This is a genomic window from Microcoleus sp. Pol7_B2 (assembly GCF_036701035.1).
Lineage (GTDB): Bacteria > Cyanobacteriota > Cyanobacteriia > Cyanobacteriales > Microcoleaceae > Microcoleus.
In genome coordinates, this window is the sequence record NZ_JAUBQB010000004.1 from 59,783 (window position 1) to 84,480 (window position 24,698).

20 protein-coding genes are annotated in these 24,698 nt (G+C 46.6%); 11 read left to right on the forward strand and 9 right to left on the reverse strand.

What is annotated here, in order from left to right; all coding sequences use genetic code 11:
- Positions 1–55: 55 nt before the first annotated feature.
- The gene (locus QUA57_RS02700) at positions 56–1,063 is read left to right on the forward strand and encodes an NAD(P)-dependent alcohol dehydrogenase (RefSeq protein ID WP_333059332.1); all 1,008 of its coding nucleotides are present in this window, start codon (positions 56–58) and stop codon (positions 1,061–1,063) included.
- A 60-nt stretch (positions 1,064–1,123) separates the two neighbouring features.
- On the opposite strand, the gene QUA57_RS02705 is transcribed toward QUA57_RS02700, so the two are convergent.
- Positions 1,124–1,933 carry a calcium-binding protein gene (locus tag QUA57_RS02705; RefSeq protein ID WP_333059331.1) on the reverse strand — a complete coding sequence of 270 codons (810 nt, stop codon included), beginning with the start codon at positions 1,931–1,933 and terminating at the stop codon, positions 1,124–1,126.
- Between the two features lie 198 nt (positions 1,934–2,131).
- Between QUA57_RS02705 and QUA57_RS02710 the strand changes: the two genes are divergently transcribed.
- The 7 genes from QUA57_RS02710 (at position 2,132) to QUA57_RS02740 (ending at position 12,103) form a co-directional block, all read left to right on the forward strand.
- A complete protein-coding gene (locus QUA57_RS02710; RefSeq protein ID WP_333059329.1) occupies positions 2,132–3,112 on the forward strand; it encodes an ATP-binding cassette domain-containing protein in 981 nt (326 codons plus the stop codon).
- Between the two features lie 238 nt (positions 3,113–3,350).
- Positions 3,351–4,139 carry an ABC-2 family transporter protein gene (locus QUA57_RS02715; protein ID WP_333059328.1) on the forward strand — a complete coding sequence of 263 codons (789 nt, stop codon included), beginning with the start codon at positions 3,351–3,353 and terminating at the stop codon, positions 4,137–4,139.
- 386 nt (positions 4,140–4,525) lie between these two features.
- A complete protein-coding gene (gene nirB, locus QUA57_RS02720; protein WP_333059327.1) occupies positions 4,526–7,090 on the forward strand; it encodes a nitrite reductase large subunit NirB in 2,565 nt (854 codons plus the stop codon).
- A 210-nt stretch (positions 7,091–7,300) separates the two neighbouring features.
- The gene (gene nirD, locus QUA57_RS02725; protein WP_333059326.1) at positions 7,301–7,660 is read left to right on the forward strand and encodes a nitrite reductase small subunit NirD; all 360 of its coding nucleotides are present in this window, start codon (positions 7,301–7,303) and stop codon (positions 7,658–7,660) included.
- 216 nt (positions 7,661–7,876) lie between these two features.
- On the forward strand, positions 7,877–9,970 hold the full coding sequence (locus tag QUA57_RS02730; RefSeq protein ID WP_333059325.1) for a HEAT repeat domain-containing protein: 2,094 nt from the start codon (positions 7,877–7,879) through the stop codon (positions 9,968–9,970).
- Positions 9,971–10,270: 300 nt separating this feature from the next.
- Positions 10,271–10,801, forward strand: a complete 531-nt coding sequence (locus QUA57_RS02735; protein ID WP_333059324.1) for a peptidoglycan-binding protein — start codon at positions 10,271–10,273, stop codon at positions 10,799–10,801.
- Positions 10,802–11,032: 231 nt separating this feature from the next.
- Positions 11,033–12,103: a patatin-like phospholipase family protein gene (locus tag QUA57_RS02740; RefSeq protein WP_333059323.1), complete on the forward strand. Its 1,071-nt coding sequence runs from the start codon at positions 11,033–11,035 to the stop codon at positions 12,101–12,103.
- A gap of 271 nt (positions 12,104–12,374) precedes the next feature.
- On the opposite strand, the gene QUA57_RS02745 is transcribed toward QUA57_RS02740, so the two are convergent.
- Both QUA57_RS02745 and QUA57_RS02750 read right to left on the reverse strand, forming a co-directional pair.
- On the reverse strand, positions 12,375–14,084 hold the full coding sequence (locus tag QUA57_RS02745) for a pentapeptide repeat-containing protein (protein WP_333059322.1): 1,710 nt from the start codon (positions 14,082–14,084) through the stop codon (positions 12,375–12,377).
- Between the two features lie 284 nt (positions 14,085–14,368).
- Complete coding sequence (locus tag QUA57_RS02750; RefSeq protein ID WP_333059321.1) at positions 14,369–14,785, reverse strand: hypothetical protein; 417 nt, start codon at positions 14,783–14,785, stop codon at positions 14,369–14,371.
- Between the two features lie 255 nt (positions 14,786–15,040).
- Between QUA57_RS02750 and QUA57_RS02755 the strand changes: the two genes are divergently transcribed.
- Together QUA57_RS02755 and QUA57_RS02760 are read left to right on the forward strand one after the other, a co-directional pair.
- Entirely contained in the window at positions 15,041–16,810 is a 1,770-nt protein-coding gene (locus tag QUA57_RS02755) for a S8 family peptidase (protein ID WP_333059320.1), read from the forward strand.
- Complete coding sequence (locus tag QUA57_RS02760) at positions 16,807–17,028, forward strand: hypothetical protein (RefSeq protein WP_015177626.1); 222 nt, start codon at positions 16,807–16,809, stop codon at positions 17,026–17,028. Before QUA57_RS02755 ends, QUA57_RS02760 begins: the two co-directional genes overlap by 4 nt.
- A 1,227-nt stretch (positions 17,029–18,255) precedes the next feature.
- On the opposite strand, the gene QUA57_RS02765 is transcribed toward QUA57_RS02760, so the two are convergent.
- Together QUA57_RS02765 and QUA57_RS02770 are read right to left on the reverse strand one after the other, a co-directional pair.
- Positions 18,256–19,044, reverse strand: coding sequence for an SDR family oxidoreductase (locus tag QUA57_RS02765; RefSeq protein ID WP_333059319.1), 789 nt, complete (start codon positions 19,042–19,044; stop codon positions 18,256–18,258).
- A 180-nt stretch (positions 19,045–19,224) separates the two neighbouring features.
- Complete coding sequence (locus QUA57_RS02770; RefSeq protein ID WP_333059317.1) at positions 19,225–20,130, reverse strand: nuclear transport factor 2 family protein; 906 nt, start codon at positions 20,128–20,130, stop codon at positions 19,225–19,227.
- Positions 20,131–20,351: 221 nt separating this feature from the next.
- Between QUA57_RS02770 and murG the strand changes: the two genes are divergently transcribed.
- The gene (gene murG / locus QUA57_RS02775) at positions 20,352–21,416 is read left to right on the forward strand and encodes an undecaprenyldiphospho-muramoylpentapeptide beta-N-acetylglucosaminyltransferase (protein ID WP_333059315.1); all 1,065 of its coding nucleotides are present in this window, start codon (positions 20,352–20,354) and stop codon (positions 21,414–21,416) included.
- Positions 21,417–21,476: 60 nt separating this feature from the next.
- Here murG and ureG read toward each other — a convergent pair whose 3' ends face one another.
- The 4 genes from ureG to QUA57_RS02795 form a co-directional block, all read right to left on the reverse strand.
- Positions 21,477–22,073: an urease accessory protein UreG gene (ureG, locus tag QUA57_RS02780; protein ID WP_333059314.1), complete on the reverse strand. Its 597-nt coding sequence runs from the start codon at positions 22,071–22,073 to the stop codon at positions 21,477–21,479.
- Positions 22,074–22,110: 37 nt separating this feature from the next.
- Positions 22,111–22,800: an urease accessory protein UreF gene (locus tag QUA57_RS02785; protein ID WP_333059312.1), complete on the reverse strand. Its 690-nt coding sequence runs from the start codon at positions 22,798–22,800 to the stop codon at positions 22,111–22,113.
- Between the two features lie 123 nt (positions 22,801–22,923).
- Positions 22,924–23,361: an urease accessory protein UreE gene (gene ureE / locus QUA57_RS02790; RefSeq protein WP_333059311.1), complete on the reverse strand. Its 438-nt coding sequence runs from the start codon at positions 23,359–23,361 to the stop codon at positions 22,924–22,926.
- Between the two features lie 430 nt (positions 23,362–23,791).
- Positions 23,792–24,283, reverse strand: a complete 492-nt coding sequence (locus QUA57_RS02795) for a DUF4168 domain-containing protein (RefSeq protein ID WP_333059310.1) — start codon at positions 24,281–24,283, stop codon at positions 23,792–23,794.
- Positions 24,284–24,698 lie beyond the last annotated feature (415 nt).

Consider the following 24,698-nt stretch of genomic DNA (forward strand, 5'->3'; position numbering starts at 1 on the left):
GACTGCTAAACCCGCCCCGAACACTATAATGGCAAACAAACCAGGAAACACCACCATGCAAATCAAAGCACTGGCAGCTAAAAAAACAGGGGGATTGCTTGAAGAATACAAATTCCATGTTGAACCTTCCAAAGTACATGAATGTCTGATAAAAGTCTTAACTTGCGGCATCTGTCACTCAGACTTACACATGATTGACAATGACTGGGGTCAATCAAAATATCCCCTCGTTCCGGGCCACGAAGTTATCGGAGAAGTGGCAGAAATAGGGCCGCAAGTGACTCATTTAAAAGTGGGCGATCGCGTTGGTGTCGGCTGGCAAAGGTCGTCTTGTTTGCAGTGCCGCGACTGCTTGCGCGGTAACGAAAATCTCTGCGATGAAAACCAGGGATTAATTGTTACAGGTCCGGGCGGTTTTGCCGATTATTTGATGGTAGATTCCCGGTTTGCTTTTCCTATTCCCAAAGGCATCGATTCCAAAATAGCGGGGCCGCTGTTGTGCGGCGGAATTACGGTTTACGCTGGTTTGCGGAATGCGGGGATGAGTTCCGGGCAAGAAATTGGCATTCTCGGCATCGGCGGATTGGGACACATGGCAGTGCAATTTGCGAAAAAATTAGGCAACCGCGTTACAGTTTTTACTACTTCCCAAGATAAGGCAGAATTTGCACAGAAAATGGGGGCGGACGAAGCTATTGTAGTAGGAAAAGGCGAAATTTCTCAAGCGCCCAGCAGCAAATTAGATATTTTGTTGAGCACTGTTCCTGCTGCTTTAGATTGGGTTCCTTACATTGATTTTCTCGATTCTGACGGTGCGCTTGCTTTTGTGGGAGTTCCCGACGCACCTTTGAGCATTCCCTTGTTTCCGTTGCTGATGAAGCGACGGCGAATTATGGCTTCGCCGATCGGCGGTCGCGCTATGATTAATGAAATGCTGTCAATTGCAGAGAAGTTTGGGATTGAGCCGATTATCGAAGTTTTTGCGCTCGCACAAGCGAATGAAGCAATGCAGAAAGTCCGGGACAATCAAGTGCGCTATCGCGCAGTTTTGACGGTGAGTTAGATAATGCGTAATGGGTAAGGTGCGCCTAGCGCACCCTACTAGGGATATATAACCCACGAATTAAAGCAAAGAATTAGCATTAATAAAACGACCGTTTAAATCGGCTGGGGTCACGTTCAACACAGTACCCAACAAAGCATTAGTAAAACCAAATCTAATATTAGTAGCTTCCACACGGCCGTTGCCATCGGGATCGAGACTTCGCTGGGAGATGCCGCCCTTGGCTAATAAGCTACTTCCACCGGCTATACTTGCAGGATCGATCAGCAGCAGTCTCGGATCGTTCAAGCTATAACTTACCTCTTCCAAGGAGATATTGCTACTGGTAAATGCCACACTAATGCCAATCGAATCGCTAGACTTATCAAAATCCACAATTACCGCGTCAGAAACTTCTATTCCAACTAATCTGCTTCCCGCTTGATCGACTCGCAAAACAAAGACATCGCTCCCTGCACCACCTTGGTAAATATCCACCTCTCTATCGCCAATTAAAGTATCATTACCGTCACCGCCCACTAACAAATCAACACCTTGTCCTCCACGCAGCAAATCATTTCCCGCACCCCCATCAAGGAAATCGCTATTTCTATCTCCTGTCAAGAAATCCTCGCCAATTTCTCCCAAAACATCGTCATCATCTTTGCCACCGTAAATAGAATCACTGCCGACACCACCTAACAGACTGTCTTTACCATCGTTACCGAAAATCCGTTCTGCATCTGACGAGCCCCTGACAGTATCATTGCCACCCACCATCCAAAGTCCCCCAGGAAAACTAGCAAGTTGTCCTGGTGCAAGTGTAATATTTTCAGGAGAATTGTCTCCTACCAAACGAGGGATGTCTGAATTATCTGGGGTGAGTACCATAATTGTAAACTTTGTGCGATGTGAGCATGGATATTGTGCAATATTCTACAGCTTATTAGGGTGCGCCAGAACATAGTTACTTCCTGACTCGCGATCGAGCAATCGCTGGCGCACCCTAATAGACAGCTCGATCGCTCCATCTTGGCACAAGCCTGATGGAAATACCCTAGATTAAAATAAAAGTTAAAATTTGAACCGATGCCAATTATCTTAGTTGAAGACTTGAGCAAAGTTTATCCGGTAGCGATTAAAGAACCGGGGCTTAAAGGAACAGTGCGACACTTTTTTAGTCGCACTTACCGCAATATCAAAGCAGTTGAGGGCGTTTCTTTCAGTATTGAACCGGGGGAAGTGGTGGGGTTTCTCGGTGCTAACGGTGCGGGCAAAACTACTACGCTGAAAATGCTGACTGGTTTGATTTATCCCTCGGCTGGTACTGTGAGAGTGTGCGATCGTACTCCTTTCCGTCGCGAAGCCGATTTTTTGCAAAAAATTACCTTAGTGATGGGGCAAAAACAGCAGTTAATTTGGGATTTACCCGTGCTTGACTCTCTACGAATCAATGCCGCAGTCTACGGCATTCCCGATACAGATTATCGACGGCGAGTCGGAGAATTAACAGAGATGCTGTCACTAGAAGGCAAGTTGAATCAGCCGGTACGAAAGCTTTCTTTAGGCGAACGGATGAAAGCTGAATTGATGGCGGCCCTGCTGCACCAGCCGGAGGTATTATTTTTAGATGAACCGACTTTAGGTTTGGATATAAACGCACAGTTTAGCGTCAGGCAATTTCTGCGAGAATATAACGAGCGCTATCAAGCAACGGTGCTGTTGACGAGCCATTACATGGCTGACATTACTGCTTTGTGCAAGCGCGTTTTGTTAATCCATGAAGGGCAATTAGTTTATGATGGCAGTTTAGACGGATTGCTCGACAGGTTTGCACCTTATCGGGAAGTTCAGGTAAAATTAGCTAAGCCGCTGGCAAAAGATAGTGCTTTTGCTTACGGCGAGGTAGAATCTATTGAGGGACAATCGGTGCGGTTTTTGGTGAAAAGGGAAGAGCTGACGGTAAGCGTGGCGAAGATTTTGGCGGACTTGGACGTAATAGATTTAACTGTTACCGACCCGCCAATTGAAGAGGTAATTGGTAGAGTTTTTCGCACGGGAAAAGTGTAAGGTTTTTTGGATAAGATCATTCTCTATAACAGGCAAGATACCTGTTCTACTAGACTGATAAAGTAGAACAGGCAAGATGCCTGTTCCACTAGAGATTTAGTGTTTTTGTGGAACGGGGTTCTAGACCGTTGCTAACCCAAAAAAACAGGCAAGATGCCTGTTTCAGTAGAGATTCAGTGTTTTTGTGGAACGGCTTTTAGCCCGTTACTAACACCTCAAAATTAACTCTAAAATTGATATGAACAGAATTGTTAGAATTGCTAAAACTTTGCTAGTTACCTACTATGCTTATATGCTCGAATACCGGGCGGAATTGTTTTTGTGGGCGCTGTCGGGAGCTTTGCCGTTTATCTTGATGGGTGTCTGGATGCAGGCGGCCGAAACGGGTCAATTTGGGCTGCATTCGATCGACTTTGCCCGTTATTTTTTAGCGGCTTTCATTGTCAGGCAAACAAATGTAGTTTGGGTGATTTGGGAGTTTGAAAAGGAAGTAGTGCAAGGCCGGCTATCTAATAGATTGTTACAGCCTCTCGATCCCGTATGGCACCACTTCGTATCTCACATTTCCGAAAGGTTTGCGAGGCTACCGTTTGTATTGGGATTAGTGCTGCTGTTTTTTGCACTTTACCCGCAGTCTTTTTGGCTGCCGAGTTTGGGTAGGTTTTTGCTTTTTTCGCTGGTTATTATATTGGCTTTTTGTCTGCGGTTTCTTATACAGTATACCTTTGCGCTGTTTGCTTTTTGGCTGGAAAGGGCAAGTGCGATCGAGCAATTCTGGTTTCTAATTTACCTGTTTTTATCGGGACTTATCGCGCCGCTAGAAGTGTTTCCTGCACCCGTGCGCGAAGTAGTTTTGTGGACGCCTTTTCCTTATTTGATTCATTTTCCCGCTTCAATCTTGATAGGATTACCCGTAGATGTAGGCCGCGGTTTGTTGGTAATGTTGGGTTGGAGTGCGGTGTTTTTTGTGTGGAATCGCTGGCTTTGGCGGCAGGGATTGAAGCAGTATTCGGGCATGGGAGCGTGAACTACCCAGCGCTGATGCTACAGTATTCCTCATATGCGAGAATAGTTATAAATCAAGTGGGCATTCAACTCACTTAATTTGTGCGTTTTCATCCCCTCACTTCACTCGTACGGTTTTGGGCGCGGGACTTGCCGCTTGTTAGTTAAATAATAATTAAAAATTATAAAAGTCTAGAGTCCTTCCTAGTATAATACTAATCCTTTTGTCAAAAAGACTTAGGTGAAGCACCGTATTTACCTCGATCGCAGACATCATGCAAAAATGCAATCGGGAGTATTCGACAATTGCATAAACATCCATTTTTTGTATATATAAGTACAAAAATTTACAATAAAGTCTTATATTAATAAACCCAACGACTGATAAACGGGATAAAAGAGATTCTAATGACAGCCAAAAAAAACCTCATTGTAATTGGCAATGGCATGGTAGGTCACAAGTTCCTAGAGTTAATGGTCAGCTCGGATGCTGCCAAACACTGGAATTTAATTACTTTTTGTGAAGAACCGCGCGTTGCTTACGATCGCGTAAACCTCAGCGGATTTTTCTCTGGCAAAACAGCGGGAGATTTATCTTTAGTTGCACCGGGATTTTACCAAGAAAACGGCATCCAAATTTACATCGGCGACAAAGCAGTCGCCATTAACCGGGAACACAAAATAGTCTCTTCAGCCAACGGTTTAGAAGTTCCCTACGACAAAATTGTTCTCGCGACCGGTTCCTATCCATTTGTGCCATCAATTAAAGGCAAAGACGCTACAGGAACTTTTGTTTACCGGACAATTGATGACCTGGAGGCGATGTCAGATTACGCTAAAAATTGCAAAACTGGTGTAGTAATTGGCGGCGGTTTGTTAGGTCTAGAGTGTGCTAACGCTCTGCAAAATATGGGTCTAAAAACTCACGTTGTTGAGTTTGCGTCGCGGCTGATGCCCGTGCAAGTTGACGAAATTGGCGGGGCAATTCTCCGCAGCAAAATAGAAGAGTTGGGGGTTTCGGTTCATACAACCAAATCTACCACAGAAATTGTCAGCGAAGAGGGCAAAGTTACTAAAATGCTGTTTGCTGACGGTTCGGAATTGGCAACAGATATGATAGTGTTTTCTGCTGGCATTCGCCCCCGCGACGAAATTGCCCGAAGTTGCGGTATAGAAGTAGGAGAACGCGGTGGCATAATCATAAATGATAGCTGCCAAACCTCCGATCCTGACATTTATGCGATCGGAGAATGCGCCCTGTATCAAAATCGCATCTATGGCTTAGTTGCGCCTGGGTATACAATGGCAAGCGTAGCAGCAGATATTTTGAGCCGTGCAGCCGATGACAGGCAGGATGCCCGTTCCACAAGCACTTTTACAGGTGCGGATATGTCCACTAAACTCAAATTATTGGGGGTGGATGTCGCTAGTTTTGGATATCCTTTTCCCAAGTCAGCCGATGCTAAAGAAATTGTTGTCACTGACACCTTCCAAGGCATTTACAAAAAATTAGTTTTAAATCAAGACGGCAGCCGAATTTTAGGCGGAATTCTCGTGGGAGATGCTTCGGCTTACGGCACGTTGCTGCAATTCATGCAAAATGAAATTGCTCTGCCGCCGCATCCCGAAGATTTGTTAATGCCACCGCGAGAAGGGGGAGTCCCGGCGGGTTTTGGAGTAGACAGTTTGCCGGATTCGGCTCAAATTTGTTCTTGCAATAATGTTACTAAGGGGCAGATTTGTGAAGCGATTCGCGATCGCAATTTAACAGATGTTGCCAGCGTCAAGAAATGCACTCAAGCTGGGACTGGCTGCGGCGGCTGCGTGCCTTTGGTGACGGATATCTTCAAGTCGGAGATGAAAAAAGCTGGGTTTGCAGTCAAAAATAATCTCTGCGAACATTTTGAATATTCTCGTCAAGAATTGTACCATTTAGTGCGCTCTCAAGAGATTAAAACCTTTGAGGAGTTGATTGAAAGACACGGCAAAGGTAAGGGTTGCGAAATTTGCAAGCCTGCTGTTGGTTCGATGCTGGCTTCTACTTGGAACGACCATATTTTAGAGAAGTCTCACGTCGGTTTGCAAGATACGAACGATTACTTTTTGGCAAACATTCAGCGCGACGGTACTTATTCGGTGGTGCCGCGAATACCGGGAGGAGAAATCACTCCCGATAAGTTGATTGTTTTGGGTGAAGTTGCCAGGGATTTTGGGCTTTATACTAAGATTACTGGCGGGCAACGGATTGATTTGTTTGGAGCTCGCGTGGATCAATTGCCACATATTTGGCGTCGGTTGATTGATGCGGGATTTGAGTCGGGACACGCTTACGGTAAGGCTCTGCGTACTGTAAAATCTTGTGTTGGTAGCACTTGGTGCCGCTTTGGGGTGCAGGATTCAACGAGTTTGGCGATCGAGGTTGAATTGCGGTATCGTGGTTTGCGATCGCCCCACAAGCTCAAATCTGCTGTCTCTGGTTGCACTCGCGAATGCGCGGAAGCTCAAAGCAAGGATTTTGGGATAATTGCGACAGAGAATGGTTGGAATTTGTACGTGTGCGGCAATGGCGGCATTAAGCCACAGCACGCGGTTTTGCTGGCGACGGATATCGATAAGGAAACGCTGATTAAGTATATCGATCGATTCTTGGTTTTCTACATCCGCACCGCCGACAGATTGGAACGCACTGCTACTTGGTTGAACAAGCTTGAGGGCGGCATTGAATACTTGAAACAGGTGATAATTGAGGATTCTCTGGGCATTTGTGCTGAATTAGAAGCGCAGATGGAACATTTAGTGAATACTTATCAATGTGAGTGGAAAACGACGATTGAAGACCCACAAAAGGTGCAGCGGTTCCAGCATTTTGTGAATTCCGATTTGCCCGATCCGAGTATTGTTCGTGTTGCGGAACGGGGACAAACGCGGCCTGCTAACGAACATGAAAAGGCTCTGGTTGGAGTTTCGGAATAACCCCTCCCCAGCCCTCCCCTTGCTAAGGGGAGCGAGCAAGATTTAATCTCGTTTAATCTCGTTCCCAGGCTCTGCCTGGGAATGAAGTCCCGGAGGCTATGCCTCCTCGAACCGTAAGCCAGAGCCTCCTTCGGCGAGGCAGAGCCTCGAAACCTACGTTCCCAGCCGGAGACTGGGAACGAGATTGAAGTAAATTAACAGGAAAAGAAGATGGTTCAATCATTACAAGTTTCCGATACAGTAACAACTTGGGTAGATGTGTGTTCTCTCGATGCGATCGCCCCTTATACTGGAGTTTGCGCTTTAGTTAAAGGCGAACAAGTCGCGATTTTCCGAGTGGGAAACGGGGATGAAGTTTATGCGCTTAGCAATTACGACCCGTTTAGCAAAGCTTTTGTTTTGTCGCGGGGACTTGTGGGCGATCGCAACGGCACTCTCAAAGTTGCTTCTCCCATTTACAAGCAAAACTTTAGTCTCACTACCGGGCAATGTCTGGATGATGAAACGGTAAAGATTCCTACTTTTGCGGTTCGGGTTGTAGCCGATCGCGTCCAAGTAGCTGTTAGTTAGATTCAGGGGCTTAATTGTTCGATCGCCATCCGCCACCACCTAACATTCCTGTGGGTGCTGGCGGATTTTGCCTTGGGGCCCTCCCGACTCAGTATTTTTCGTATAAAATAGAGTCGATTGGTTCCATACTCCAGCATCGCTCAAAAAATCTCAACTAATATCCGAGCTGATGCGAGGATTTTCAATGCAAACAAACTTCAGGGGCAGGGTATCGGTATGTTGTTAAAAAAACTTGTTTCCGAAAATAATCCCCAGACTGTAGCAGAGTTAATCCATGCCCAACTCAAAATCGGTCAACTGACTGGGGGCGAACTCAACATACAAGTTTTCGGCCAGCACTGGCGGGACGAATCTTTGCACGAAGTCCTCAGAGAAATTGCAGTTAAGCTCGACAAAGAAACAGCGAGCCAAATTATAGAATATCTCACAGATCAAAACGGTCAACAAGAAAAATTTATTAATTTGTTTTTAGCAGCGCAATGCCTGTTAAAAGTTAAAAATGATGTTAATAAAAAAACCGCCAAAAAACTGTTAAATGCTTTAAAAAAGTTATCGCAATACGGTACGGGTTTCCTGATTCTTTATCAAAGCGCTCAAGAATTGCAGGAAACTTATCAAATTCGCAATCGATCGATCGCGGCGATCGCCCAAACTTGGAAAAACGACCCGCAAACCCTGCCCTGGCTGAAAATACTCGCTCACTCCACCGACTGTGGCGAAGTCCGAGCCACAGCAGTCGAAGCAATAGCCCGTGGTTGGCCAGAGCAGCCTGAAATTTACCTGATGCTCAAAAACCTCGCCAAATCAGATGGAAGCTGGGCAGTGCGATCGACCTGTGTGCGAGAAATGGCTTGTGGTTGGCCAGACACGAGCGATACCTTGCCGCTGCTGACTGCCTTGGCTCAGTTTGATCAAAGTCCCGCAGTTCGCACCGCAGCACTCGAACAATTGGCCTCTAATTGGCCCGATCGCACAGATACCTTGCTGCTGCTGAGAACCGCCGCCGAATCCGACGAAAATTTGGGAGTGCGAGTCGCAGCGTGGCAAGAAATAGCCAGAGGTTGGCACAGCGTTTTAGGCACGGCATCTTTGCTCAAAAACCTTGCCCAGACAGGAAGTTCTATCCTGCGAACACTAGCGGTGCGGGAGTTGGCAGCGGGCTGGCCCGCCGCAGCCGACGTTGGCCTGCTGCTGAAAAGCCTAGCCGAATCCGACAGCAGCAAAGAAGTGCGGACAGCAGCCTTAGAAGAATTGGCCTCGCATTGGCCCGACGAACCAGACATTTACCCACTGCTGAAAACTAAAGCCGAGTCCGACGCGAGTTCGAGTGTCCGGCGCTCCGCAGTGCAAGCAATTGCCTCTGGCTGGCCCGGGAACCCGGAAACTCTGACTTTTTTGAAAAATATAGCATTGGGCGATCGCGACGCCGACCTGCGAGAAATAGCGCTACAACAGATAGCCGCAGGTTGGCCCGACCACCCAGAAACCCTGCCCCTGCTGCAAAAAATAGCTGATTCCGAGGATTACTGGACTGTGCGGCAAGTAGTAGTGGAAGCTGTCGCCGCACTGGCATCAGGCAGTCTCGAAGTCTTTGGCTGGTTGCAAAATCTCGCCGCGTCTGACAGACACCTCAACGTGCGAGAAACTGCGGTGGAAGAGATTGCAAAACGCTGGTCTCACCGGGGCGAGACGCTGCCTTTCCTCAAAAGCCGGGTCGAGTTGGAGCATGATTCTCACCTGCTGAGCGTGCTGGTGCGATCGATCGTCCGGGGGTGGCCCGACCACCCAGAAACCTTGCCTTGGCTGAAAATTGAGCTCGATTCTGGGGAAGCGCTGGTGCGGCAAGCGGCGGTGCTTGAACTTGCTGACAACTGGCCGGACAATCCTGAAACTTGGATGCTGCTGGAGGCGAAAGCAGAGGGCGATGAGAGTCCCGCTGTCAGGCAAATCGCTTTGCAAAAGTTAGCGCGAGGGTGGACAAATCAGTCTCAAACTTTCGAGTGGCTGAAAATTAGAGCTCAAAAGGATGAAGATTCGCAGGTGCGGGCGATCGCCCTGGTAGAGTTAATGCGGGGATGGAAAGACGAGCCGGGAATGTTTGAGTTTTTGCGCGATCAAGCTTTGAGCGATGTTGACAATCAAAACGGTTCTTTTCCTTACAATCCCAGATTTACAGCGCTCGAAGCGATTATCGAACATTATCCCGAAAATCCGGGAGTTGTGCCGTTGTTGCGATCGCTTGCAGTTTCCGACGCAGAAGAGCAAGTGCGGGCATTAGCGGGCCGCCGGCTACGTAGCCAAGACTGGTAAGTGGAAATAATCCTTTAGACACCCTGAAAAATTCATCATGCCTGCTCTTCTTTCTGGAGTTTGAGGAGGCTCCAACTTTAGGCGTTTAGACATAACTTGTCCTCCTTGCACTCTTAAAATTCTTTCAGAATATCATTCCGCCGCAGCCGGAAGAGATATTAACAGTTAAAACTGGGACTAACTCAAACGAGTGACACTCAAATGAGTGACACTCGAAAAAGTGACTGTGCATCCACAAATTCCACCAGTTATACCTGAAATATCAAACATCAAAACTTAAATGTTGAGAGGAAGCACATTATGTACACCGAAGAAAGAAGCTTGAACAATGAAACTATGGCTCTCGTCGCCGATACTACTGCTCAATCAACTCTTGCATTTGCTGAAACCACGGGAGTAAACAAACCCACTTTACAAATGGGTTCAACAGGTCAAGCTGTCAAAGAACTACAACAGCTTCTATATCATTGGGGTTATTATTTTGGCCCGATTGACGGTATCTTCGGTGTCCAAGTTCAGAACGCGGTCAAAGGCTATCAACACCGGGTCTTTTTAAAAGAAGATGGGATTGTCGGCCCTATCACTTGGGAAGCACTATACTCTGGTGCACCTGTGAATATGCCGGTCGTCATGAAGGGCAGTTCTGGTAATGCTGTTAAAATTGTTCAAAATGTCTTAAAAATCAATGGATACTATTTCGGATTCAGTGACGGATTCTTCGGGCCGATGACAGATGTAGCCGTGCGACAATTGCAACTGAGCAAGGCTTTACCGCAAGATGGAATTGTAGGCTATAGAACTTGGCACGCCCTCAGCAATTTACCGCACTAATAACGGGTTGGATTCATATCAATTCCGGTTGCACTCCTCCGGAATTGTTGACTGTTGACTGTTTAGTCGAGAGCCAAAAACTGAATGGTTGAGTGTTAACTGTTGACTCGATTTTCTGATTCCGAGGCAACCGGAAACCATAGGATGACGTTGGTTATTGGTATTTTGATGCTGTATGAGTTTGTTTCATTTATCTTGACAACTTAAGCAATATCTAAAGGAGTAAATGTGATGGCGACTAAATTCAAGAGAAGAATTCTCTCAATTGATGGTGGTGGTATCCGGGGTATTATTCCTGCGATCGTTCTCAACTACATTGAAGAGCGCACAGGAAAACGCATAGCAACAATGTTTGATTTTATTGCAGGCACTTCAACAGGAGGAATTTTAGCACTTGGTTTAACTAGAAAGAACTCAGACTCTAGCATCAATAGTGAGCCAGAGTATACCGCTGCCGAACTTGTAAATTTCTATCGCAAATATGGAAAAAAGATTTTTAATGAGTATGTTCCACTGGATTTTGATGATTTGTTACAACCCAAGCACAACCCAAAAGGTAGGCAACAAGTTTTAAAGGAGCTTTTAGGTGAAGCTAAGGTTGAAGAGGCATTACGAGAAATTTTCATCCCGAGCTATGATATCGAACTCAGAGCACCAATTTTTTTTACAAGCAATCGGGACGCAGAGGAAATCAAGAGTTTTGATAGCCGGAAAGTATGTACGGGATTCAAAATGTGGGAAGCAGCAATGGCAACTTCTGCTGCACCGACATTCTTTCCACCCTACCAACTCGAAACGGGACATCATACCGAGGAGGGATATTACGCTTTGGTAGACGGCGGAATTTTTGCAAATAATCCTTCCTCACTTGCAATGATGGAGGCGATGATTTCTTACAAGAAAAAGACTGGTGAAGAACTACAACGTACTGAGACCCTTGTTGTTTCTTTGGGTACGGGCTCACTAACTAAGAAATATAAGTATAAAGAAGCAAAAAATTGGGGTCAAATAAAATGGGCTATTCCCTTACTTAACGTTGTTCTAGATGGCCAAAGTGAATCGGTTGCGTATGAACTTGCTCAGCTAATGGTGACTAAAAGAAATCAAGAAAATAACCGCAACTACTATCGTTTTCAACTTCAATTGAGTAGCGATAATGGTCACGATCAAATCGACAACGCCAGTCCCAGTAATATTGAGTACCTAGAGAACAGAGGTGAAAAACTAATTGAACACAGTAAGAAAGATTTGGATGAGTTGTGTAAGCTTTTGAAGGAGGAGCCTGAACTTTATTCTAATTAACCGCACCGTTAAATCGATATACGGTTGTAAGATTTTGAATGGGGGTAAGATTTTGTGTGTATTCATTCCCACAACAGGGCATCCCAAACCGCACCGCTTCCCCCATTACCGAACAACAATCGCAATCCGAAGCCGTTTTCTCCCTCTTGAGCAACTGTTCCCGAAAAACCGGGTCTTGCTTAGCCCGCTGCACGATGCTTGCAGTTTCCGACCCAGAAAAGCAAGTGCGGGTCTTAGCGGGCCGCCCGCTTTGAGTGTTAACAATTAACTGTTAATAATCGATCAAAAGGGTAATTGCATACCGGACCGCTTCCCCCATCATCGAACCACGAACGCGATCCGAAGCCGTTTTCTCCCACGTGAGCAACTGTTCCCGAAAAGCCTGGTCTTGCTTCGCCCGCTGCACGATCGCCTGACTGATGACTTTCTTTTGAATCTGCTCTGTCGGGATACCTTGCTGCTTCAAATAATCCAACAGCCGCTGCACGCTTTCGGAGAATTTATCCGGCGTCTGAGACATCAAAATAAACGAAATTTGGCGGACCATCCGCTGGTAGATTTCCTGTCTTCTGAGCAGTATTTCTTTGTGACTCGGCTCCGTCGGCTCCGCATTGTTACTAGGAACAGCCAAGTCGAGCAAACTCAAAATTTCAGCGCCCTTGGCTAAAACCTTTTCCAACATATCTGGATAAAGCTCCAAAATGCGATCGCCCAAAATCTTGCCGTTCACCAAACGGTTCGCGCTCAGCCTCAGTAAATTTTGTTCTCCCGCAGACTCAAAAAATTGAACATTCAATTTGAGTTCGCGGCTTTCCAACTCCACCCGACGCAGCGTAAAAACCACCGCCTCCCAATTAGGAGCTTCCTCAAAAGACACCTTGACAACAGAACTGTCCTCTTGATGCTGCCGCCCCAATTCCCCCGACTCAAAATCGCGATCGACCGGAAAGCGATTGGCCGCCACTTTCGCAGTATAATCAAACTGAGTAAAAACATAGCTGCAGTCAACTCTCGACAGATCGACATCTTGAACTTGCCAATTTTGAATGCAGCAACCCGTAAGCTGCGCCCCCTCCACATTCGTCCGAATCAAACGGCACTCAATCAAACAAGCTTCTCTTAAATCCGCCTCACCCAACATCGCATCCATCAAATAAGCGCCACTCAAATCAGCTTTCCGCAAATCAGCACTTCGCAAATTAGCTTCGCTCAAATCAGCTCGCAGCAAATACACTCCTTGCAGGTTAGCTCGCAGCAAAAGTGCCTTCTTAAAACTCGCTTTCAATAAATAAGAACCCGCCAGATTAGCTCGACTCAAATCAGCGTTATCCAGCACCGCTTCAGTCAAATCCGCGCCCGCCAGCACAGCTCGGTGTAAGTCAGCGCCCGTCAGATTTGCCGATCGCATTTGAGCGCCATTCAAGTCAGATTCAATCAAATTTACACCGATTAAAATTGCCGATCGCAAATTCGCTTCCACTAAATGCGCTTCCCGCAAATTAGCGCCCGTTAAATTAGCACCAACAAGACTGGCGCGGTTGAGATTAGCCTCCATCAATTCCGCCGCCATCAACTTCGCGCCGTCGAGTTTAGCCCCGGCAAAATTAATTTGGTCAGATTTAACTCCCTGAAGATTAGCACCGCCCAAATCCGCTTCCGGGAACGCGGCCCAATTGAGTTCTGCTGCTTCCAAACAAGCAAGGCGCAAATCCGCTTTAGCAAGATTTGCCCCGCTCAAATTTGCCCCGCTCAGATTAGCCCCAGCCAGCCCCGCACTGCGGAGATCCGCGCGCCGCAAACAAGCCCCTATCAACTTGGCATTGCTCAAAAAAGACCAGCTCAAATTAGCACCGGTCAAGTTAGCACCAGTGAGGTCTATTTCTCGCAGGTTAACACCGCTTAAACTAGCGCCGCTAAGGTCAATGTGACCAAAGTTGCGCTCTCCCTGTTGATAGCGCTGTAAAAATTCTTGTGTTTGCATTCCGCTGATTGGGGGGCTGGCAATTTAGCTGTTTTAGGACGCGCTGGTCAATAACTTTAACTGTAAGGTAAGCACGGAACCTGAGCGGGCTAGGTACGGGGACACTACTCCTACTACTTACTGCAAGAACTCATGTCCTCCGGGTGATCCGTGGGTACTTCACCCCTATAGATAGCAGCTCAAAGGATTTGTTGCGTAAGTTCTATTTCTACTAGCTTTACAGACTTTTGTAACTTAAAGCCGCAGAGTTCACATCTTATACGGTGCCCCACCGGAGAGTGTTTTTACCTAAAGCGCTGCAATTCTTGCTGCAAGTGTTTTCCCCATTTAGTCGCTAGAGGAATTTCTGTAAAAGGAACTTGCACCGCAGCAGCATCTTTCAACAAAAATTCGAGGGCGATTGGACTTCCCGAATTCGGCGGTGACTCTAAATCAACTGCCTGAGAGTTGACTAACAACCGCAGCGACTCCACGTCTTTTAAAGAAAAAGTTTGCAAATTCACAGGTCCGCTGCGAGTAGGTTTTCCCCAAGTTAAACTGTCTTCTTGCTGACCGAGTACAGCATAAATATCGTACTTGGCTTTAGCGAATTGTTCGGCCCAGACGCGATACGCTTCCAGCTTTTGATACTCGTTCCATCCAGCCCAAGCCAGCCCAATAAAAATTGCCAGCAGTGGCAGCCACATTAAACCTCTTTCCATGCAATACCCTTGTTAAAAATACTGGCTTGTTCTGTTTCTCATCTTCTCTAATGATACAATTAATTGAAGTCCTAAAACTTGCTCTGCCATTTAAACGAGAAATTAGAGCAATTTTTGATCTAGCAACAGCCACCGCCGAAAACTACCAAACGCCAGCGTGCGAGATCCCCACAAGTTGCAGCAAGGAAAACTGGCGCTGGCGGTGAAAATTGGGTTATTGTGGGGAACAAGCCTTCCCTAAACGGACGATCGGCCATGAAAAAGTTTTTCCTTCTGTGCTTATTTTTAATCGGGCTCGGCTGGGCGATTTCTAATTTCCCAGGACTTGCTACTCAAGGCACTTACGACTCGATTGTGCTGGATTTCCGCGAAGATTTGGGTGCTGCTGAGATTGCGAAAGAAGTAAATGCGATCGCCCAACAGTACCAAGTCGCACCCCAACTCAACAGCGAATTCTCAGCGGGCGACAATGTATATGTAGTTAAGGGCGATCGCACTTTGCTAAACGCCCTGAGAAAATCAAATTTGGCTAAAGATACCGAATACATTGAACCGAACTTTGTCTACAGCGCTTTCGAGATTCCCAACGACCCCATGTATACCAAGCAGTGGAATCTCCGCAGTATCAACGTAGAATCTGCCTGGAACGAAACCAAAGGCAGCGGCACAACAGTAGCGATAATTGACACGGGCATTACTCCAGTCGCTGACTTAAAAGAAACCAAATTTGTACCGGGCTACGACTTTGTAAACGATCGCGCCGAAGCCTACGACGACAACGGCCACGGTACTCACGTCGCAGGTACAGTCGCCCAATCAACTAACAACAATTACGGCGTTGCGGGCATCGCCTACGAAGCAGCTTTAATGCCACTAAAAGTGTTAAGCGGCAGCGGTGGCGGCACGGTTTCCGACATCGCCGAAGCGATTAAATTTGCTGCTGACAACGGCGCAGATGTCATCAACATGAGTTTAGGTGGCGGTGGCGAAAGTCAGTTAATGGAAGAGGCGATCGACTACGCCCACTCTAAAGGCGTTGTCATCATCGCAGCCGCCGGCAACTCCGGCGACAGTTCCGCTTCCTATCCCGCCCGCTATCCCCACGTCATCGGCGTTTCCGCCCTCGGCCCCGACGACGAAAAAGCCTCTTACTCGAATTTCGGCGCAGGGGTTGATATTGCAGCCCCCGGCGGTTCAGAAATGGGCAAGATCCTGCAAAGTACGATCGACCCGGAAACCGGCGCCGAAGTCTTTGAAGGCTACCAAGGCACTAGCATGGCTTCTCCCCACGTGGCAGCCGTTGCAGCCCTTGTCAAGGCTTCGGGTATCACAGAACCAGACGAAATTCGCAGCGTACTCTTGCAGTCCTCGCGAACTGTCACTGAAGATCCGTTAAACCATTTTGGTTCGGGACACCTAGACGCCGCCGCCGCAGTTCAGCTAGCCCAGCGCGGACAAATCAACTTCCGCGATTTCTTCCGCTGGCTGCGCGATAACGGCTATCTCAACCCCCGCTTTTGGATTGACGGCGGTGCAGTCGCCCTGTTGCCTAAAATTGCAATGGTGCTCGGTTCTTACCTGCTGGCTTTCTTGATGCGGAATTATTTCCCCTTCGCCTGGACTTGGGGCTTTTCCGGTGGCTTGATTGCTGGTAGTTCTGGGTTCTTTTTCCTGCGGAACTTGTTTGTATTTGACTTGCCGCAGTGGCCGATGCGGGTGATGGGCAGTTCTATTCCCGAACTCGGCGGTGCAATTAATGGCAGCATTATGCTGAATCCCTTTTTTGCTAGCGTTTTAATTCCTGGGATTTTGATTGCTTTGCTGTTGGGACATCAACAGTGGAAGTGGATCGCGATCGCAATTTCGATCGGTTTTGCCAGCAGTTTAGCGGTCAATGCTTTTGTGTCTCCCACAGTCTGGGGATTGGGCACAGGTTTTGTATCACAAACATTCTTGATTGTCAATGCTTTACTGTGTTTCGGACTGGCGCGTTTAGCAATTAAAACAGAGGTGCGATCGGCATGAGTATTACTGTCAAAGGTGAAATTGAACGCAAAGGATTGGGTCCCGGTACTTGGGCTTTGGTCGGCGAAGATGGGGAAACTTACGAACTTAAGGATGCTCCTTCTGACTTGAAAAAGGCTGGTTTGAAAGTCAGTGTTAAAGGTGAAGTCCGCAAGGATGTGATGACTTTTGCTATGATCGGCCCGGTTCTTGAGGTGCAGTCTTTTGAGGCGATTTAGCCTAATTGGTTAATGCAGCTTTTGAGCTAAAAAAAACCCCGGCCAAAATTGGCTGGGGTTTATTAATCAGGGTGCATCTACTAATTTAATCTCCCGCCTCAAAACACCTCTTTCAGGACACTTTGGCAGAATTTGCGAACATTGGCGGCGAGGGCGTGCGATTGGCAAAAAAAAACCCCAAACCAAAATTGGTCGGGAGTTAATTAATCAGGGTGCATCTACTAATTTAGTCTCCGGCTTTACACCACCTCTTTCAGGACACTTTGGTAGACTTTGCGGAAATTTGTGGCTCAGCTTGCGATCGGCAAAAAAAAACCCCAAACCAAAATTGGTCGGGAGTTAATTAATCAGGGTGCATCTACTAATTTAGTCTCCGGCTTTACACCACCTCTTTCAGGACACTTTGGTAGACTTTGCGGAAATTTGTGGCTCAGCTTGCGATCGGCAAAAAAAAACCCGGCCAAAATTGGTCGGGAGTTAATTAATCAGGGTGCATCTACTAATTTAGTCTCCGGTTCGAGGTGCACCTGTTCCGGACAGTTTGGGAAAATTTGCTAAAATTCTTGGTTTAGGGTGCGATCACAAAAAAAAACCCCAAACCAAAATTGGTCGGGAGTTAATTAATCAGGGTGCATCTACCAATTAAGCTTCCTGAGAATTCGAGCGCAATCCGGACAACCTCAAACTTTCTTCAGCATCACCCTCGATACCGCAAAAAAAAACCCCAAACCAAAATTGGCGGGGAGTTAATTAATCAGGGTGCATCTACCAATTAAGCTTCCTGAGAATTGGAGGCCCAATCCGGACAACCTCAAACTTTCTTCAGCATCACCTTGGATACCGCAAAAAAAAACCCCAAACCAAAATTGGTCGGGAGTTATTTAATCAGGGTGCATCTACTAATTTAGTCTCCCGTCTCACAGCACCTCTTTCAGGACACTTTGGCAGAATGTGGGATAATTTTTTGCTCAGCGTGCGATCGCCAAAAAAAAACCGACCAAAATTGGTCGGGAGTTAATTAATCAGGGTGCATCTACTAATTTAATCTCCCGCCTCACAGCACCTCTTTCAGGACACTTTGGCAGAATTTGGGATAATTTTTTGCTCAGCGTGCGATCGCAAAAAAAAACCCGGCCAAAATTGGTCGGGAGTTAATTAATCAGGGTGCATCTACCAATTAAGCTTCCTGAGAATTCGAGCGCAATCCGGACAATTACCACTAAAAACTCAAAACTCTTTTCGGTGCACCAGAGTAGCACTAGCTTGGTCTGTCGGAACTAGCAAGACTTCGCTAATATTGACGTGGGGCGATCGTGTCGCGCAAAAATACACGACATCGGCTACATCGTCAGCAGTCAGCGGTGTCAATCCTTGATAGACATTTTTGGCTTTTTCTGCATCGCCGTGAAACCGGACATTGCTAAATTCTGTTTCCACCAAACCCGGCTCTATTTCCGTCACGCGCACGGGTGTTCCCAAAAGGTCTTGTTTCAACCCTTCGGAAATAGCTCTCACTGCTGCTTTAGAAGCGCAATAAACATTACCTTTCGGATAAGCTTGCCGACCTGCTATGGAGCCGATATTCACTACGTGACCGCGGCCTCGGTTTACCATTCCCGGCACGATCGCGCGAGTCATGTAAAGCAAGCCTTTAACATTGGTATCAATCATTTCTTCCCAATCTTGAAAGTTGCCTTCATGCAGTTTGTCTAAACCACGGCTCAATCCCGCATTGTTAATCAGAATATCGATGCTTTTCCAGGCATCGGGAAGCGCAGTTATCGCCGATTCCACTTGCAGGCGATCGCGCACGTCCAATTCGAGCAAATAAATCTCGTTCGCCGACGCAATCAATTTTGTTTCTACAAGTTCGTTTGCCAGTCGATCGAGCTTTTCAAGGCGGCGGGCTGCTAAAATTAGTTGGGCTCCTCCTTTGGCGAATATCTTGGCACAGGCTGCTCCGATACCGCTACTCGCACCTGTAATGAAAACAATTTGGTTTTGGATAGAAATCATTTTTAATAATCAGAAGGAAGAGGGAAGAGGGAAAAAATTTTAGTTGGTATAAGATTAAGTCTGGTCAATTAACCATCATTATTGTAGAGGCAGGTTTAACTTGTACTCTCATTGGTGTTAGAAATTTTACTTAAACCGCCACTACAGAAATTACCCAAATAACCCATAACACCTATTTTATTATTTGACAACCCGCAATCGCACACTAACTGTTGCAATTCCGCCTTGTCGCATCAAAACTGCTGAAACCCACCGATTTTCGGGCGTAGCCGGAGCTTTACCTACTTTAAAAATTCCCCCGGAATTTAACAACTCCAGCTCGACTTCTGAGGGATTAAACAAGGTTTTTTCGGTAATGGGTTCCTCCAAAACAGTCCCTATTAAAATATCATCGCCGATCGGCTCTCGCACAATGGCATCAAAATGGTACTCTTCGCCCACCTTAACTTGATCCGGAAAATTAACTTGAATTGTGGGAGGATTTTGCCCAGAACTAAGCTGAGTTTGTTCTGCTAAAATCTCTTGACTAACTATTTTTTCACCTTCAAAGCGCTGCTGGGAACGGATGGTAGCTTTGAGAGTTAATTCTCTGCCATCCTTTTTTTGAGTGCCGGCTATTGTAGTTATGGTTTCTGCGAGAATCGCGCTACCTTCGGTTTTCCAAGATTTGATCTCGGTGCGGTAATTTAAACTCGGATATCGATCCCAGAGTTGGGTGAGGGCTTTTTCCATACTTTGGCTGTTTAAGCCGTCAGAATGAGTGAAATTCGGGCTGTAAAATGCCATAACTGCTTTGACATCGCGCCGGTTGGCCGCTGCGTCAATTTCTGTTAGCACTTTTGTGAGTGGGGCAGGCGCATTTGCAGGGGTTTGGGCGATCGTTCGGGGAGTCGCCGCGATCGCACCGATCGCTCTTGCCGCACCTTGATGCAGCACGCCAGCACTTACCACTGTTAAACATAACAACATTTGAGCGATCGACTGCCCGCAGTTAAAGCCAAAAACGATCGCCCGATCGGGTTTTTTGTCCCCAGGGCTGGAAAAATACTCAGATGCACTTGGCACTAAATTCAAAAAATTACGCATTAGATGATAATTTGGTTATTTGTCAGGGGTCGTAGCTTGGGCAACTGTTAGCCTGCAACGAAAACTGACAACGGAAGCAGGGACACGGCACAATCTAATTTTAGATGGCTGATTCAAAATTGGCTGAAACTGCCGGAATAATAAGCATAATAATCTAAAACCTCAAATATAAAATTGATCGACCTGTGGAACTTGTACTTGTAAAAAAAGAAACAAATACCTTGACAAAAGCCCCCCTCCGGTTGTTGGTTGCAGCTAGCGGCACTGGTGGACATTTATTTCCCGCGATCGCCACCGCTAGCCAGTTGAACGACTGTCAGATAGAATGGCTGGGAGTCCCCGACCGCATGGAAACCGAGTTAGTTTCATCCCTTTACCCCCTCCACACGATCGCCGTTGAAGGCTTTCAGCAGGGATTTGGGCTCGGTACACTGCGAATTTTGGGCGGACTCGCCGGCTCGATCCTTCAGGTGCGGAAGTTGCTCAAAGCGGGAAATTTTCAGGGAGTCTTTACTACCGGCGGTTACATCGCAGCACCGGCAATTCTAGCGGCCCGTTCTTTGGGTTTGCCGGTAATTCTCCACGAATCTAATGCAATTCCCGGGAAGGTGACGCGCTGGTTTAGTCCTTTGTGCACTGCTGTGGCGATCGGATTTGAAGCCGCAGCCCAGCATTTACCCCGCGCGAAAACTGTGGTTGCTGGTACGCCGGTGCGAGCGCAATTCCTGACTCGCCAACCTCTAAATTTGCCAATTCCTGACAGTGTACCTGTAATTTTAGTCATGGGCGGCTCTCAAGGTGCGGTTGCAGTCAATAAGTTAGTGCGCGAGTGTGCTCCGGCTTGGTTTGATGCCGGTGCTTGGGTGGTTCACCTCACCGGAAATAATGACCCGGATGCTGAGAGTTTGAAACACGAGCAATATTTGTCGATGCCCTTTTACGACAATGTGGCGAGTTTGTTGCAGCGAGCAAATTTAGCAATTAGTCGATCGGGCGCGAGTGCTCTGACAGAATTAGCAGTGACGGGAGTACCTTCTATTTTAATTCCTTTTCCTCACGCCGCTGACGACCACCAAAGATTTAATGCGGAAGTATTTGCTAAAGCCGGCGCCGCCGTGGTATTCCGTCAAAGCGAACTGACAGCAGATGTGTTGCAAAGCAAAGTTTTGTATTTGTTAAGAGATTCCGACTATTTGGAAAAAATGTCTCAAGCAGCTTCTGAATTAGCAGTCAGAGACAGTACAGAACGTTTGGCTAATTTGGTCAAAGAATTGGTGCTGAGGTGATATTTTTTATGCTTTTTAACCGCAGGTGAAGGCAGATGAACGCAGATGAAGACTGATGTTTTACGCGATATGGGAGCGGATGAAATTAACTACTGATTCTAATCCTTCTTGAGTCTTCAAGTTAGTAAAAACAAAAGGTTTATCGCCTCGCATTTTTTTCGTATCCCGTTCCATCACGCCTAAATCTGCTCCTACATAAGGTGCGAGGTCTGTTTTATTAATTACTAATAAATCCGACTTAGTAATTCCCGGCCCGCCTTTGCGCGGAATTTTATCGCCTGCTGCAACATCGATTACGTAAATTGTTAAATCTACTAACTCCGGGCTAAAAGTGGCAGCCAAGTTATCGCCGCCGCTTTCTACAAAGACTAAATCTAAATCAGTGAATTTGTGTTCTAACTCTTCTATCGCTACTAAGTTAATGGAAGCATCTTCGCGGATGGCTGTGTGGGGACAGCCTCCCGTTTCTACGCCCAAAATTCGATCGCTCTCCAAAGCTTGACTCCGAACCAAAAACTGGGCATCTTCCTGAGTATAGATATCATTAGTAACTACAGCAATCTGGTATTGCTGCCGCAGCGCCTTGCACAAAGCATCAAGTAAAGCAGTTTTTCCCGAACCAACCGGCCCAGCAATTCCTAGACGAAAAGCACCCATAGCAATTTTAGATTTTAGATTTTAGATTTTCTGATTTTCAACTCCGAAATAGCCGAGTGTACTGAGTTTCGTGCGCCATACTAGCTAGGGCTAACCCCCAACTGCAACTAGCAATATCATCATCTTCTAATTTTAAAACTTCTTGGGCCGTACAGCTAATTTGCGAGTGCAAATCTAACAACAACTGTTGACCGGCTGTTTGACCGAGGGGAATCAGTTTCACGCCCGCACTCGCCAAATTGGCAGCCCAACTGTACAAATATCCTAACACGGCCGCTTCCTCTTCTATCTGCCAGTTGGCGGCGGCAATGCCAAAGCCGATCGCAAAATTGCACTGATTGCTGCCAGATTCCACAAATTCTTTTACAATTGTTGTTAACCCAGAAGCAACGGGCGAGCGCAAATCCAGCAGCAACCTGACCAAAGTCCGCCCCATTTGCCAACTTTGCAAGCGCAATTCTTCTGTTTCCTTAGTAGCAGTCGCCCAAGCATTCCAGTAATTCAAAGCCGTCAAATCCCCTATCTTTGCCGCCCTCAAAGCCCTTACCACCACAGCGGCTTCTACTCGAACAGCCCCGAATTGCAGCGAATTTTCTAACCAATTTCTCAAAGTAATCTCGCTGTTGATCGCACCGGTTTCTACCAGACTTTCGATTCCCTCAGAATAACTATAAGCTCCCACAGGTGCAAAAGCTAGCTGCAACAAAGATAAAAGTTGATTGTTCACTATTGACTGTTGACTGTTGACTGTTGACTTCTTGCTTCTTTAATGGCCGAAAGCAATTTAGTCATAAGCACTCGGACTCATCGGTGGGAGTAAATCTAAAATCTAAAATCTAAAATCTAAAATCTAATGGCTGTGCCCGTAAGCGCCCATTTCCGGCTGAAACGGCACAATTTCCTCTGTTACTTCCAAACCCATTTTTTCGAGCATTCCCTGCAACACAGAGTCGGGAGAAAGTCTTAAATAATTGTCGGCAATTTCTAAAGCTACGTGGCGGTTTCCTAAATGATAAGCCGCCCGCATCAGTAGCAGCGGACTTGAAGCCCGCGCTGTCAGCACCGGTTCTGGTTTTGCACTTACCAGTACCAAACAGCTTCCGTCTTCCGACTGCAATAAATCTCGATCGCGCAGTACCGTACCTCTGGGCAAACTCAGGTGCAGCCTTTCCCCCGTTTCTGTCTCGAATCGGTGGCGACTGCGAGTGCGATCGTCCGCTGTCATTGGTACAGTAAAGCTGACAACAGCATCGGGATTTGCAGGTAAATGTTTTGTGAAGGTTAGCATTTTTATATTCTATTCCTCAGAGCAATTCACTTGAACTTGAGTTTTTGAGGAATATCTTTTTTATAGCCGAAGGAATAAGGAAGACTGAACTTCCAATCTTCAGCTCATGTTTCAGAAATTAAAAACGTCTTAATCGTGTTGGCGATCGCTATATCTAATTGCGATTTACAGCCAGTTGAAAAATATTCATCTCTCTGACCGCTCCCGTTCTGGTCTCAATACCAAATTTATGTTATTTTGTCAAGCACTTGAACACAGACGATCGCTTTTTTTTGAAAAAATTTTGCCTACCGTCTAGGAACTCGAACAATTTAAATCTCCAATATATTGTTGGGGGGAGGTAGCGGTTAGGCATCCTGCCTGCCCTTAACAAGCTTTTATGGAGAAGTCTAATAGAACGGGAGAGGAAGAAAGACTCAAACCATCAAGCTTATTGATTGCCCGCTTGTTGCAGTCGCAGGAGCTCGGCTTGAATTCGCTGTTTGACTGCCGGGTCCGCTTGCTGGAGCAAAGTAAGCTGGTTGAAGCGACTAACTGTCAAACCATTGGTTTCGATAACTTTTTTAGCTTGCTGGCAGTAATTCACCGCGATGCCGCGAACACCTCCAGACAACCTATTTATTTCCTGAGTTTCGTTGCACACTACTCTGGGAACCGAGCCCCCAGCGATTCCTTTAATTTCGTTATAAGCTTCCACCCGTCTGGGTTCTATTGCCAACACAGCGCGAGCGTAGCTAGTAATTTCTTCGCTGCTAATTTCTTGAGCTTGGGCTGCAGCTCCGAAAACGAGGTTTGGGGATTGTGTGTACAAACCGGGCGCCCATCCGCTAGCTAAAGCTGCTGCAGAAAAGATGCCAAGCAACAGCGATTGTCGCAGCATCCGGTTTATGCCAAATTTAGAGGTCTTTAGTGAGGTGTTCATGGTCGTCGGTGATTGATTGCGTGTAGATAAAAATGACACAGCGCTTGGAGGCTCAATCTTTTTGAATAATGTGGTGAGTAAAAAGTTCCTGCCGTGGGTGACTATTTTGAATTGCAGCAGGATGGTTGGGGAGTAGCTACGACGATCGACTTTTTAGCAAATTCAATAATTTCATTCATTATAACATCTGTCGGAAGTTGACAAAATTCAAACTTTAGATAGTAATTTTAATTACAGAGCGTTCCCGAATTGCCTCTCCCAATAATTCTAAAAGCGCAAATATTAAATAATTCTAAAAGTTCTTGACAAATTACTCGCCTTAATTGGGCTACTCAAGGTACGGGCTAGCAAAGCTATCTTCCCGCTAGGGTTCCCGAAGGTTAGGGAAGCGCCTGGAAGGCTAGGTCAAATTTAG

Excerpts from the sequence above, each read along its gene's own strand:
- nirD (WP_333059326.1), top strand. The coding sequence starts at position 7,301 with ATGGTTCAATCATTACAAGTTTCCGATACAGTAACAACTTGGGTAGAT.
- QUA57_RS02730 (WP_333059325.1), top strand. The coding sequence starts at position 7,877 with ATGTTGTTAAAAAAACTTGTTTCCGAAAATAATCCCCAGACTGTAGCA.
- QUA57_RS02740 (WP_333059323.1), top strand. The coding sequence starts at position 11,033 with ATGGCGACTAAATTCAAGAGAAGAATTCTCTCAATTGATGGTGGTGGT.
- QUA57_RS02745 (WP_333059322.1), bottom strand. The coding sequence starts at position 14,084 with ATGCAAACACAAGAATTTTTACAGCGCTATCAACAGGGAGAGCGCAAC.
- QUA57_RS02715 (WP_333059328.1), top strand. The coding sequence starts at position 3,351 with ATGAACAGAATTGTTAGAATTGCTAAAACTTTGCTAGTTACCTACTAT.
- QUA57_RS02795 (WP_333059310.1), bottom strand. The coding sequence starts at position 24,283 with ATGAACACCTCACTAAAGACCTCTAAATTTGGCATAAACCGGATGCTG.
- QUA57_RS02755 (WP_333059320.1), top strand. The coding sequence starts at position 15,041 with ATGAAAAAGTTTTTCCTTCTGTGCTTATTTTTAATCGGGCTCGGCTGG.
- QUA57_RS02760 (WP_015177626.1), top strand. The coding sequence starts at position 16,807 with ATGAGTATTACTGTCAAAGGTGAAATTGAACGCAAAGGATTGGGTCCC.
- QUA57_RS02710 (WP_333059329.1), top strand. The coding sequence starts at position 2,132 with ATGCCAATTATCTTAGTTGAAGACTTGAGCAAAGTTTATCCGGTAGCG.
- QUA57_RS02735 (WP_333059324.1), top strand. The coding sequence starts at position 10,271 with ATGTACACCGAAGAAAGAAGCTTGAACAATGAAACTATGGCTCTCGTC.
- QUA57_RS02750 (WP_333059321.1), bottom strand. The coding sequence starts at position 14,785 with ATGGAAAGAGGTTTAATGTGGCTGCCACTGCTGGCAATTTTTATTGGG.
- ureE (WP_333059311.1), bottom strand. The coding sequence starts at position 23,361 with ATGCTAACCTTCACAAAACATTTACCTGCAAATCCCGATGCTGTTGTC.
- QUA57_RS02700 (WP_333059332.1), top strand. The coding sequence starts at position 56 with ATGCAAATCAAAGCACTGGCAGCTAAAAAAACAGGGGGATTGCTTGAA.
- QUA57_RS02765 (WP_333059319.1), bottom strand. The coding sequence starts at position 19,044 with ATGATTTCTATCCAAAACCAAATTGTTTTCATTACAGGTGCGAGTAGC.
- QUA57_RS02705 (WP_333059331.1), bottom strand. The coding sequence starts at position 1,933 with ATGGTACTCACCCCAGATAATTCAGACATCCCTCGTTTGGTAGGAGAC.
- QUA57_RS02770 (WP_333059317.1), bottom strand. The coding sequence starts at position 20,130 with ATGCGTAATTTTTTGAATTTAGTGCCAAGTGCATCTGAGTATTTTTCC.
- ureG (WP_333059314.1), bottom strand. The coding sequence starts at position 22,073 with ATGGGTGCTTTTCGTCTAGGAATTGCTGGGCCGGTTGGTTCGGGAAAA.
- nirB (WP_333059327.1), top strand. The coding sequence starts at position 4,526 with ATGACAGCCAAAAAAAACCTCATTGTAATTGGCAATGGCATGGTAGGT.